Origin of the sequence: Streptomyces boncukensis, assembly GCF_011045075.1 — a bacterium.
Taxonomy (GTDB): Bacteria; Actinomycetota; Actinomycetes; order Streptomycetales; family Streptomycetaceae; genus Streptomyces; species Streptomyces boncukensis.
The window spans coordinates 1-11,848 of the sequence record NZ_JAAKZZ010000216.1; the positions used below are offsets into that span (position 1 = coordinate 1).

General features: G+C 67.4%; 14 protein-coding genes. 12 read left to right on the forward strand and 2 right to left on the reverse strand.

Features of this window, described 5'->3' with window-relative positions; translation table 11 throughout:
* The first annotated feature begins 127 nt into the window (after window positions 1-127).
* From G5C65_RS20200 to G5C65_RS20225, 6 genes are read left to right on the forward strand one after another with little or no spacing between them, the layout of a single operon-like run.
* Window positions 128-1,258, forward strand: coding sequence for a hypothetical protein (locus tag G5C65_RS20200; protein WP_165300291.1), 1,131 nt, complete (start codon window positions 128-130; stop codon window positions 1,256-1,258).
* Between the two features lie 5 nt (window positions 1,259-1,263).
* Window positions 1,264-1,404 carry a hypothetical protein gene (locus G5C65_RS20205; protein WP_165300292.1) on the forward strand — a complete coding sequence of 47 codons (141 nt, stop codon included), beginning with the start codon at window positions 1,264-1,266 and terminating at the stop codon, window positions 1,402-1,404.
* Between the two features lie 34 nt (window positions 1,405-1,438).
* Window positions 1,439-2,374, forward strand: a complete 936-nt coding sequence (locus G5C65_RS20210; RefSeq protein ID WP_165300293.1) for an N-acetylmuramoyl-L-alanine amidase — start codon at window positions 1,439-1,441, stop codon at window positions 2,372-2,374.
* 16 nt (window positions 2,375-2,390) lie between these two features.
* Window positions 2,391-2,795, forward strand: coding sequence for a D-ribose pyranase (gene rbsD / locus G5C65_RS20215; protein WP_165300294.1), 405 nt, complete (start codon window positions 2,391-2,393; stop codon window positions 2,793-2,795).
* A gap of 29 nt (window positions 2,796-2,824) precedes the next feature.
* Window positions 2,825-3,070 carry a holin gene (locus tag G5C65_RS20220; RefSeq protein WP_165300295.1) on the forward strand — a complete coding sequence of 82 codons (246 nt, stop codon included), beginning with the start codon at window positions 2,825-2,827 and terminating at the stop codon, window positions 3,068-3,070.
* On the forward strand, window positions 3,067-3,303 hold the full coding sequence (locus tag G5C65_RS20225) for a hypothetical protein (RefSeq protein ID WP_338146542.1): 237 nt from the start codon (window positions 3,067-3,069) through the stop codon (window positions 3,301-3,303). Before G5C65_RS20220 ends, G5C65_RS20225 begins: the two co-directional genes overlap by 4 nt.
* Before the next feature lie 66 nt (window positions 3,304-3,369).
* Here G5C65_RS20225 and G5C65_RS20230 read toward each other — a convergent pair whose 3' ends face one another.
* On the reverse strand, window positions 3,370-4,173 hold the full coding sequence (locus G5C65_RS20230; protein WP_165300296.1) for a GIY-YIG nuclease family protein: 804 nt from the start codon (window positions 4,171-4,173) through the stop codon (window positions 3,370-3,372).
* Between the two features lie 117 nt (window positions 4,174-4,290).
* Here G5C65_RS20230 and G5C65_RS20235 point away from each other — a divergent pair, with 117 nt between their 5' ends.
* Window positions 4,291-5,607, forward strand: a complete 1,317-nt coding sequence (locus G5C65_RS20235; RefSeq protein ID WP_165300297.1) for a DNA cytosine methyltransferase — start codon at window positions 4,291-4,293, stop codon at window positions 5,605-5,607.
* Entirely contained in the window at window positions 5,600-6,391 is a 792-nt protein-coding gene (locus tag G5C65_RS20240) for a very short patch repair endonuclease (RefSeq protein WP_338146543.1), read from the forward strand. The genes G5C65_RS20235 and G5C65_RS20240 overlap by 8 nt, the downstream gene beginning before the upstream one ends.
* A gap of 78 nt (window positions 6,392-6,469) precedes the next feature.
* Here G5C65_RS20240 and G5C65_RS20245 read toward each other — a convergent pair whose 3' ends face one another.
* The gene (locus tag G5C65_RS20245) at window positions 6,470-7,822 is read right to left on the reverse strand and encodes an NsdA family TPR-like regulatory protein (RefSeq protein WP_165300298.1); all 1,353 of its coding nucleotides are present in this window, start codon (window positions 7,820-7,822) and stop codon (window positions 6,470-6,472) included.
* 174 nt (window positions 7,823-7,996) lie between these two features.
* Here G5C65_RS20245 and G5C65_RS20250 point away from each other — a divergent pair, with 174 nt between their 5' ends.
* The 4 genes from G5C65_RS20250 to G5C65_RS20265 form a co-directional block, all read left to right on the forward strand.
* Window positions 7,997-8,482 (forward strand): hypothetical protein, encoded by a 486-nt coding sequence (locus G5C65_RS20250; RefSeq protein ID WP_165300299.1) that lies wholly within the window; start codon window positions 7,997-7,999, stop codon window positions 8,480-8,482.
* Between the two features lie 373 nt (window positions 8,483-8,855).
* Complete coding sequence (locus G5C65_RS20255) at window positions 8,856-9,989, forward strand: hypothetical protein (RefSeq protein WP_165300300.1); 1,134 nt, start codon at window positions 8,856-8,858, stop codon at window positions 9,987-9,989.
* On the forward strand, window positions 9,986-10,909 hold the full coding sequence (locus G5C65_RS20260) for a lactate/malate family dehydrogenase (RefSeq protein ID WP_165300301.1): 924 nt from the start codon (window positions 9,986-9,988) through the stop codon (window positions 10,907-10,909). The genes G5C65_RS20255 and G5C65_RS20260 overlap by 4 nt, the downstream gene beginning before the upstream one ends.
* Window positions 10,906-11,848: phosphoenolpyruvate carboxykinase (ATP) (locus G5C65_RS20265; RefSeq protein WP_165300302.1), on the forward strand; the 943-nt coding region annotated here is incomplete at its 3' end. The genes G5C65_RS20260 and G5C65_RS20265, both read left to right, overlap by 4 nt.

Sequence of the window (11,848 nt, forward strand, 5' to 3'; positions counted from 1 at the left end):
CGGTGGGGGCGGCGGAGAATTTGTATCCGAACCCACTGCCTCGTCGCCCCTTCTCGCCGTTCCGGTCGCCGGACCTCCAAGACCGTACCTCGCGCTCAGCACACGTACGGCCGAAAAGGGGGTATCAGTGACCGCCTCCTACCGCGCGCTCTTCTGCGACCTGCGCACAGACCAGGTAATCGACGCCCTGCCGCTGTCCGGCGCCAGCATCGAGGACTACATAGGCAAGTCCGGCACCATGAGCGGCACCCTTACCGCACCGGACGCGGCCACCGCCGAACGCATCAAGACCGCCGTCACCCCCGGCCGCACCGCCGTATGGATCGAACGCGACCGCGCCATCTGGTGGGGCGGCATCGTCTGGACGGCGAACCTCACCTCCGCCGAGCGCGCCACCCCGGCGAAGGCCGAGATCCAGGCCGCCACCTTCGACAGTTACCTGGACCACCGCCTCGTCACCACCAATGTCACCTTCGAGGAGGTGGAACAGTTCGACATCGCCCGCCGCCTGGTGGACTACGCCCAGGAAGCCGACGGCGGCGACATCGGCATCCGCACCAGCGCCCGCACCAGCTCAGGCATCAAGCGCACCCGCGAATACAGCCGCTACGACCTGCCCAAGGTGCGCGCCCTGCTCGACAAGCTCGCCGCCGTCCGCGACGGCTTCGAGTGGCGTATCCACTGCTACCGCGACACCAGCGGCGAACGCGTCAAGGAACTCCAGCTCGGACACCCGCTCATCCGCACCACTCGCAGCGACGCGGAAACCGTCCTCGACTACCCCGGCCCGGTCACCTCCTACAAGTTCCCCTACGACGCCACCACCCGCGCCACCCACTGGCGCTCACGCGGCGCCACCACGGGCACCAGCAACCGCCCGCTCCTCTCCAGCCCGCACTACGTCACGGGCGCCATCGAGGACGGATGGCCCCGGCTGGACGGCACCAGCGACCACACCACCGTCAAGACCAAGAAGACCCTCGACGACCACGCCGCTGCCGACCTGACCGAGGCGTGGACCCGTGAAGTCGTCCCCGAGATCACCGTCAACCTCGACGCCGCCCGCCTCACCCCCGCCATCCTCGGCGCCACCATCCGCCTGCGCATCGCCGACGTGTGGACCGCGGTCGGCTTCACCGGCCGCTACCGCGTCGTTGGCTTCACCGTCCGTGCCCCCGAGCGCGGACAGGCCGAGACAGCCGTCCTCCACCTCGACGCCGCCGGGCGCGCTCAGACCGGCGACAACGACGAGGAGTAGCCCCCGTGCCCGTGATCCCGCCCGATCTCCTCGACCGCATCCGACGCCTCGAAGAAGACCTACGCGAACTGCGCGGACGCCTCCCCGCCCAGACCACCGAGCCCCGGTCCACCACGCGGGACGACGAGGACGACGAGCCCGAGTAGCCCCCATCCGCCCCCGCCCGAGGAGGCCGCACCAATGGCAAACCCGCTCTCCGCCGACGCCCTTGTCAAGGCCCTCAAGGCCGAGGGCGTCACCGTCGTCGAACACGACGGATGGCGCACCCACAACCGCAACCACAAGGGCGCCTGGGGCCCGGTCAACGGCGTCGTGGTCCACCACACCGTGACCAGCGGCTCGGACGCCACCGTCCGCATCTGCCGCGACGGCTACAGCTCCCTGCCCGGACCGCTGTGCCACGGCGTGATCACCAAGGACGGCAAGGTTCACCTCGTCGGCCACGGCCGTGCCAACCACGCCGGCCGCGGCGACAGCGACGTCCTCGGCGCCGTCGTCGTCGAGAAGTACGGCAGCACCCCGCCCCGCCCGAACGAGATGGACACCGACGGCAACCCCCGCTTCTACGGCTTCGAGTGCGAAAACCTCGGCGACGGCAAGGACCCCTGGCCGGACGCCCAGCTCGCCGCCATCGAACGCGCCTCCGCCGCCATCTGCCGCGCCCACGGCTGGACCGCGAAGTCCGTGATCGGCCACAAGGAGTGGACCAACACCAAGAGCGACCCGCGCGGCTTCACCATGCCCGACATGCGCGCCCGCATCGCCAAACGGCTCGGCGGCAAGCCCAGCGGCGGTGGCTCCTCCGGCGGCGGAGACGACAAGCCCAAGCCCGCCGTCAGCCTCGCCCACATCATCGCCGCCGCCCGCAAGGACCCGCCGGCCGCCCAGGGCCACACCACCCACGAGACCGAGGTCAAGCGCGTCGAGCACGCCCTTGCCGCCGAGGGGCTGCTGGCCTCGAACTGGGTGGACGGCTCGTTCGGCACCAAGACCCTCACCGCATACGGCACATGGCAGCGCCGCTGCGGCTACACCGGCCGCGACGCCGACGGCATCCCCGGCCGCAACAGCCTGCGCGCGCTCGGCAAGCGCCACGGCTTCACCGTCACCGACTAGAACCCGGAGCCCACCCATGAAGATGCGCGGCACCTTCAACCGCCACCTCTCCCACGCCCTCGCACTCCTCGGCCACACCGACGAGACCGTCATCTGTGACGCCGGGCTTCCCATCCCCCATCAGCCCGGCGGCCCGGAGGTCGTAGACCTGGCCCTGAACGCCGGCGTCCCGTCCTTCGTCGATGTCCTCGACGCGGTGCTGGACGAACTCGTCATCGAGTACGCCACCGCCGCATACGAAGTCCGCGATGACAACCCCCACACCGCCGCCCTTCTCGAAGAGCGGTTCGGCTACGGCGGCCTCAACTTCATCCCCCACGAGAACTTCAAGAAGCGCACCCGCCACGCACGCCTGATCGTGCGCACGGGCGAGGCCACCCCGTACAGCAACGTCATCCTCCGCTCAGGAGTCCCGTTCTGACCCCGCCCCCAGGAAGGAGCGAGCGGCCCATGCTCACCGACCCCACGTTCTGGACCACCACCGCCGAGCGAGCGGTCCGCACCTTCGCACAGACCCTCATCGCCACCCTCGGCCTCGACACCACCGACATCCTCAACGTCCCGTGGGAACGCGGCCTCACCCTCGCCGCCACCGCCGCCGTCCTGTCCGTCCTCACCTCCCTCGCCACCGCCGGCACCGGACGCCGCGGCCCCGGCCTCACCGAGACCACCACGAAGGCGGGCGGGAGCGGGTGAGCGACGAGCCCGTACCGGTCGTCACCATCACCGCCGCCGAGATGTACGGCGAACTCCGAGGACTCCGCGAAACCGTCACCCGCATCGAAGGCAAGCTGGACGGCATCACCGCCCTCACCACCCAGCTCGACGACCACGAAACCCGGTTCCGAGACCTCGAAGCCAAACGCTTCCCCTGGCCCACCATCGCCGCCCTCGCGGCAGTCGCTGCCGTGATCGTGGTCCTTGTTTAGCTGGCGACCAGAACGAAGAGTGCCCCGCCGACGGCCGAAGCCGTCGGCGGGGCACTCTTCGTCTTGTTATGGCAGGTCGTCGGGGGCGAACGACTCACCCTCGATGTAGTACTTTCGTGCGCTTTCTGAGCGCAGGTCCTTCGGGTACATCACGACGTAACCCGGCAAGACCATGATTTGCCAAGGAGACGGGAGCTGAGCGCTTACGAGATGAAAGAACTCGTCGGCGGTCATAGCTGACGTTTCAAGCGTCACCTCGAAATCAGCGTAAAATTTCACCTTATTCTTGTCTCGGTAATGGGCGTAGCGGAATGTGTAGGGGAGATTGGTCTTCCCAATGTGAAGCAGCGTCTTCAGGTCTACATTTCCGACAGGGAGCCCGTCTATCACCCAATCGAGCCGTGCCGGATATAGGTGGTCGAAGTGGTCGGGTGCGAAGAACGTTGTATCCCGATTTTGACCCGGGTCATTGATTCCGAAGCCGTTTTCGTTCCAAGGGGCGTCTCCCGCGCCTTGGTGTTTTTTGATCAATAGTTCTTCAGGTGTGACGGCGTTGAAATCTTCGTCGACTGAGAGTGCGGTGAAGGTGATGTGTTCAATGTCGGTGTTCTCGCGACCGCGCAGCTTATTCAAGTGCCTGGTAAGACGCTGAGGGAGCGACTGGTCGGCCTTGCCGATGTAAACAAGCTCGTCGTGACGGTAGAGCTGATAAACGCCCTTCAAGGACGGAAGCTTGTCAAGGTTCTCCTGCGTGAGGGGTGCCCTGGTGAGGTCAGCGAGGTGTTCCGCCAGTTGATCACCGAGCGCCTGGGTGATGCTGAGCTTGAACTCCGCGTAGTTGCCCAGGTCGGCCGGGTCGCCGAGCGTCATGACTGACAGCCCCTTCCATGAGTGATCGTCGTCACCCTATCGGGCGGAGCTGGTGTTCGTGTGGCGTGTTTTCCCGAAGTGGCTTGATGATCGCAAAATCCGCGGTATGCTTCTTCCATGCCTGAGCTGCGAGAAGAACGCCAAGAGGTGGGAACGTGTGTCGAGCTGTTCGCCGGTGGCGGGGGGCTCGCACTGGCTGTGCACGCCACGGGCTTCCGCCCGCTCCTGGTGAATGAGTACGCCAAGCGTGCCTGTGAGTCGCTGGGGGCCAACCCGCCGGACCCTGATGAGCCCGAGAAGCGTTGGCCTCTGGTGCCGGGTGATGTGCGTGAGGTCGACTACGCGGAGCATGTCACGGAAGGGGTCGACGTCCTCGCGGGTGGACCGCCATGCCAGCCGTTCAGCTTGGGCGGCGTCCACAAGGGCATGGAGGACGAGCGGAACATGTTCCCGGAGATGTTCCGCGCGATTCGGGAACTGAGGCCGAAAGCGGTAATCTGCGAGAATGTCGTGGGCCTTCTTCGGCCTTCCTTCAAGCCGTACTTTGACTACATCCTGAACGAAATGCGATTGCCTTTCGTGGAACGAGACAAGGAGGCGACCTGGGAAGATCACAATGAAATCCTTGAGAAGCTGCTGGCCAATGACACAGTGGAACCGTCGATGCGGTACATCGTCAAGGAGATGAAGGTAAACGCGGCTGACTACGGTGTCCCGCAGATTCGAAACCGCGTAGTCATCGTTGCGTTCCGTGCCGACCTCGGTGTCAACTGGAGCCGGTTCATCCCCAAGGATACTCATTCCGAGGAATCAATGATCCGCTCCATGCGTGAGGGGGGAGAATATTGGGATCGGCACAGTGAGGTGGCCGATGATGTGAAGAAGCGCGTCATCGCCAATCTTCCCGATCTTGACTACGAAGATCCGGAGGTTCAGGAGAGACTGAAATTGAAGCCGTGGCGCACTTTGCGCGACGCCATCACGGGAATCGACGAGAACGAGGGGAAACCGCTGCCCTATGTGACCGAGGAAGCCGTCAGGGAAAAACTTGAAGTAGGCGGAATCCCTGATCACATTGGTTGGCCTGGGGCTCGTATGTACACCGGGCATACGCCCAACGTTCTGGACCGGCCCGCGAAAACCGTGAAGGCAGGTGTTCATGGTGTGCCTGGTGGTGAATCCGTCATGCAACTCGACAATGTCAACTTCACGAACTTCGGGGGCGGATCGGGATACCGATACATGACCGTGCGGGAGACCGCGCGAGTCATGACGTTTCCCGACCGTGTGGTTCTCGCTGGGCCGCGGGGTGAGAAGATGCGGCAATTGGGCAATGCTGTCCCTGTGAAGCTCGGCGCAGTCTTCTCCGGGGCGGTCGCCGATGCGCTCAAATCGGTTGGGGCTCTGAAGCGGCCGGAGAAGGAAAGTGACTGAAGCCGCGCACGATCGGCAGAGGCGCTGGAAAGACCACATGCCTCCTGACCGAGCGTGGAAGCCGAAGGCGGGGATGAACAAGGACTCGCGAGCGGCTGAGCAGGACCGAGCCGCCGGCGGTCGCCTCGCCCGCGCGGTCGATATCGGCAAGGGGCGATACGCTCGCGCGTCCATCGCTCTGCGCATGTACCGCAGCACTCGACGTATCCGCGCCTATCTTCGCTGGTCGCAGGAGGGGGAGACACGGGAACGGTACGTGGGCGAGGTGGACGCCACGACTCGTGCCGCGAACCTGGCGCAGGCTTGGTCCATGGCGCGCACTGCGGGCTACGTGACTACCGAGCCGCTGCCGCCCGGCTCGTGGGCCTCATCACCCGCTTCGCGTGCGGTCATGGCGGCGAACAAGGGACGCGACACGAAGCCGGAGCGCTTGCTGCGCTCAGCCCTGCACCGTAAAGGTCTCCGCTATCGAGTCTCGGTGAGGCCGATAGCGGATCTACGGCGGACGGCTGACGTGGTCTTCACAAGGGCCCGGGTCGCGGTCTTCGTCGATGGCTGTTACTGGCACGGCTGTCCTGAGCACTACCGTCCGTCCACCAAACGAGCCGCGTTCTGGCAGGAGAAGATCTCCGGGAATCAGGCCCGAGACGCGGAGACGACCGCCGCACTCGAAGAACACGGTTGGAAGGTTCTCCGCTTCTGGGAACACGAAGATCCATTGGAAGCCGCCGAGCTAGTCAGCCAAGCTGTAAGACTGCGGCTAGAAGGCACAGGCGACGGCTAAGTGTTTTAACGCCCCCACACCCCCGCTTTACGAGCGTTGAGGCACGGGGGCATTTGTGTGTGTGATCCTCATGTGGCCTCACGCGGCCGTCAGCTCCCTCGCCCGGTCGTTGAAGTCCGTCACGAGTCGATGGTCCCCGTAGGGCTTCATCTGCTTCTGCAAGTCCTGTACGGCTTGCACACACCGCGAACTCTTCACCTGTCGGGAGAGCTTCAGCGTGCGGAGCCCGGCGGCGTGCGCGGCCTCCAAGTCGTCCCGTTGGAGGTGCGAGACGGCCAGTGCAGCCTGTGACATGGCGCCTCGCCGCGCCCGCTTCTGACGCCGCGCGTGCTCGATGGACAAGCGTGCGTGCTCCTCGGCGTGCTCCGCCTGGCTCAGGTCGCGGAAGGTGTTGGCGTGCTCGCCATGCAGGTACGCCGGGTCGATGAACGCCGCCCACTCCTGCTCTTCCGTCCGGCGAACCCGGCCGTACGCCGACTCGGAGCGCGAGACCGCGTGGGCCGCGGCGTTCTTCTCGCCGAGCTTGGCCAGTGCCCGCGCTTCCAGCGCCCACAGGTCGGCCATGCAGGCGCGCGAGGTCCCCTCGCCCCGGAGCCCGGCACGCCCGGCCTGGGCGAGGCGGCGGCCCTCCTCCGGATCGCCGAGCAGCGTGGCTTGGTCGGCCATGCCAGCGAGGACGTGAGCGCCGAGGGCGATGTTGTGGGACTCCTCGGCGAGCCGAAGCGACTGGATCAGGTATCGCTGAGCCGTCCCGTGCTCACCGTTGTCGTAGGCCATCCAGCCGAGCAGGTACGTCTGTTCGGCCGCCGCCTCGCACAGTGCCCGGCGCACCTTCTCGGTGTGCGTGCGGCGCAGCAGCGGATAGACGTGCTGGTTCATGTACTCGGCGAGGACGAGCCGACCCGATCCCCCGCCCTGGAGCACGTCCATCTTCTGGAACTCGCCGAACATGTTCCGCACGGCGGTGACGTCCTCCAGGCGTACGCGTGGCCCGGCGTCCGGCTTCTGGTCGAGGGTGCTGAGGAGCCAGTCCCGCGAGGGGCCTACCGCGGCGACGGCTGCGAACGGAGCTGCTGCCATGAGCGTGCGACGGTCCACGTCGGCCCTCCCCAAGTCGGCTACGGATTCCACCGTAACCGCGAACGACCGGCTGTAGACGAGCGCGCGTTCGGCCGTACCGCTGTCGCCGAGGCCAAGGTCATAGGTCGTCACCCGGTAGCCGATGCTCGCCGAGAGCACGTCCGCGAGGATCGCGGGCACGGGCGGGCGCGGCTGGTCGCCCGCGAGCCAGCGTCGGACCGTCGTGGCGTTCGGCGTGATGTGCGGATGTCCCCACAGCTCAGCCCTCGCTCTGACGCGGCGGGCGAGCTCCTTGTTGCTCATACCGGACTGTTCGAGATGCTGCGCGAGATTCGTGTTCGGTCTCTTCATGGTGAGCCCCTACCCCTCGGCCGCGGACGGTAGCGGAAGTGACACCCTCTGACACCCCTACTGCCGGTACCCCCTGGGTACGCCGTCTCGGTTGTCTTGACGTATGGGGCGAACTGGCTGCGTAAGAAGCGCTGTTGAGCCCGCGGCAATCGACACGTTAGCGGGTGGGCGACGATGACGGCAGGGCGACTGGTCATCGTGCCGAGTGCCGAACTGCTGGCCTCGGTGTCGGTCTGGTTCTGGATCGATGACACCCCCGCTGGTCACGTCGCCTTCCTGTACATCGCCCACCGTCCGGAGCAGTCGGACGAATCCCCGCGCGTCATTGAGGCGCGGATGCGCGGGCTGGCCGTCGCGCTCGGACTCGACGAGCCGACAAAGCCGTTGCCTGACATCGGGCCCCGGCTGGTCGTGCATCGCGACGACCTCGCGGCCGTGCTTCTCCTTGACCGCTCTCAGCACGCGCTACGCGTTCCCACGAACCCGGAGTGGTTCCGCTTCGTGGTCGGCGGCGGAGCCGTAATCGTCGCAGTGGGGCTCGATGCGCTCTCCGCCGATGTCTCCCTCGCGGCGGCCGACCAGCACATCGTCACCAAGGTCGAGGCGAGCCGCGTGCTCGTCGGCAAGACCGTCGCACGATCCCCCAAGAGGTACCTATGACCCCCTCATCCGCACCGACCCCGAAGGGCTCCACGTCGGCGTACTTCATGGACACGCGAACGGGCAGGGTCGGCCAGCTCATGGGCCGGGACGGAACCCGGTACCTCCTGCGCCCTGTCGGCGGGGGCCGCGAATGGCCCTGTCCTCCCGAGGAGGCCCGCGCGCTCTCCGCCATCGAGAAGATGAACGCCCTCGCCGATGACACGTCGTCCCGATCCCGGACGCGGCGCAGGCCATGACGCCCGGCGAACCACACCTACCAGTCCCACCCCTTCACAGGACGCGCAAAGGAGCGCTCATGTCCGCATGCCCGAACATCCCCGTGCAGCCCGTAGCCCGTACCTCTCGCGCGGAAGGGCCGAAGATGCAGCAGTTGGCCACCTACGCGGACGCGGAGATCGGCCGTGCGGCGCGGCAGTTGTGGCCGAGCGAGCCGGTCGTGTTCGGGGACGTGGTGCCCAGCGTGACGTGCTACGTGCGGTCGGTGAAGGTGGGAGAGCGGGCGCTCTACGCGAAGTACAGCTTCCTTGATGCGTCCCTGGTGTCGGTGCGGCGGGGAGTCTTCGGCTCGTGGACGCAGGTGCGCGAGGCACAGCGCCTCTACGCGGTGAGCGGTCGCGCGCTGCTGTGTCGCGAGGCGGCGCAACTGGAGTTACTTGACCAGCGCGGATGGCCGCAACTGTGCCGCCTGGCTGGCTTCCGCGCGGGAGCGTTGTTCACCGACCAGGTGACCGGCCCGACGCTCGCGGACGTGCTGTTACGGGCCCCTGAACGAACGGAGGACCTGTTCGCCGTGGTGCTCGGGCAGGTGGCCGGCTTGCAGCGACAGGACGTCGATGGATGGTTGCGAGGTCGGGAGATCCCGGAACGGGACCTCGCTGCCATCTTCGCCAGGAAGTTCGCGCCCGGCTCGGCTCCGGCCTACCTCGGCGAACTCGGCGCGGCACGGCTTCGGCCCGCCATGCGGCACCGCACTGCCACTGTGCTCGGCCGTGTCGTGGCCCGGCTGCGCAGGGCCGAGCTACGCGCGACAGAGCAGGGGAGAGGAGTCCTCTTCGGAGACTTGAAGCCGGAGCACATCCTCTATCCGGAAGGTCCCAGGGGGCGCCCGATCTTCCTCGACCCCGGCATACAGCGCGGCCCGCACATGGCGGATGTGGCGAAACTGCTGTCCCGCACGGTGCTCGCGCTGCTCGCCGCCCAGCCCGGTATCCATACGGCGCGGGTGCTGGTGGACGAGTTGGCCGGGTTCTTTCCGCGCCGTTACGGGACAGCCCCGCTCCACGACATCCTGGTGTTGTGGGCGATGGACACCACCAACATCCTCACCACCTACCTCGCCGCGCCCGCCGACGTCCCACTTCCCGCACTGGGGTGTGGCGTGCTGGAACGGCTCGGCGCCGTGCTGATGCTGCTGGATCACCTCACCTGGCAGCTCGACCTCGCGGCAGGTGCCGGAACGGTGTGGAGCGAAGCCCTCGACTACGCGGCGGAGCGCGCGGCATGAGCTACGCATGGCCGCCCGCCACGATCGGCGTCATCGGCGCGGGAGCCGTAGGGCGAACGGTCGGCGCCGCGCTGGTGTCCTCTGGCATCTGTGACCGCCTACGCATCGTCTCGCGCACGCGCGATCAGGCAGCCGTCTACGCCGACGACCTCGCCGACATGGCCGGCGCACTCGGCCGCCGCCTCCGCGTCAGCGCGGTACCCGTCACGGAGTGCACGGAGGCGGACGCCGTAGTCGTCGCCCTGCGCGCCCGCTTCACGAACACCGCTGACCGGACGGACATCCGCATCGGCGGACTGCGGCACAACGCCCCCGCCATCGCCGACACGGCGCGAGCCTTGCACGGATACCGGGGCCCGGTGCTGGTCGTTACCAACCCTGTGGACGTGATGACGCGCCTGTTCGCCGAGACGTCCGGCTGCCCGCGCGTCTTCGGCATCGGCTCCAACCTCGACGCTGCCCGCTACCGCGCCTATCTCGCTGACCTCTTCGACGTCGCCCCGCACGAGGTACACGGCCATGTCATCGGCGAGCACGGCCGCTACGCGACCATCTGCGCGAGCACCACCACCGTGCGCGGGATGCCCGTCGCCTTCCCACTCCGCGAGGCGCACGGTCACCTGACCACGCGTCCAGCCGCCATTAGCGACGGAGCTGGACGCACCCGCGCCGGACCGGCCGGAGCCGTCCTGTCCGCCCTGCGCCACGCCCTCGGCCACGCCGATGGCACCGAAGAGCTCTCCGCCCCCTACGCGGGCGGCTATCTCGGCATCCCCGTTCACTTCACCGCCGGACACCCCGAGCCGCGCCTGCCCCGCCTCAACGACGCCGAGACCCGGCGCTTCGAGCGGGCGCAACGCCACCTGCACGACACCTACGAGGAACTGACCGCCCACCTGAGCAGCGAAGGAATCGCATGAACCACGTGATGCACATCCGCACCGGCGAAGCCGCCGTCACCCTCACCAGCCCTCACCCCCAGGTGACCGACTGGGCGACGCGCTACTTCGGCCCCTGGTGGCGGGCCGCCCCCGGCCGTGCCGAGCACGGCGCCGTGCTCAACGTGCACATCGACCCGGAGATGTACCGCGCGTTCTCGGATGAGGTCATGGCCCAATCCCACACCGAGAGCGAGTACGCGAAGGCCCGCACTTTCACCACCGACCCCACCGCCGGAACGGTCACCGCCGTGGCCCCGTCCGACAGCCTCGCCTACCGCGTGGGCAACGACGCCCAGCGGCTCACCGTCGTCGGCACGGACATCCTCCCCGCATGTCTCGCCGCCGCGCGCATCGCCCGGGAAGCCGTCTGGGGGCAACTCCTGCGCGCGGGCTGGACGTTGATGCACGCCTCCGCGGTCGCCACCGAGGAGGAGCGAGCCCTCCTCGCCTTCGGCAACAAGGGCGCGGGCAAGTCCACCACCGCGCTCCTCCTTGCCCGCCGTGGCGGCATGGCCCTGCTCGCCAATGACCGTATTTTCGCCCGAGCCGACCCCGACCGCACCACCGTGCGCATCCTGCCCTGGCCGGCCGCCGCAGCGCTCGGCCTCGGCCTCCTCGACGCGCTCGGGCTCTACGACGTCGTCCGTGAACACCTCGACGCTGGCGAACAGCTCCATCCCACCCAACACCAGCGCGTCACCGAAGCCCTCACCACGAACCGCCGCACCCCGCTCTACGAAGACAGCGGCCGGGAACTCAAGACCCAGCTCTTCCCCGACCAGTTCCCCACCTGGTTCGGCATCCCCCTGGCCACCCAAGCCACCGCTGGCGCGCTCCTCTTTCCCCACACCGAACCGGGCGCCACACCGGCCGCCGTCGGCACGGAACGGATGCCTGCGGAGGCCGACTACTTCACGG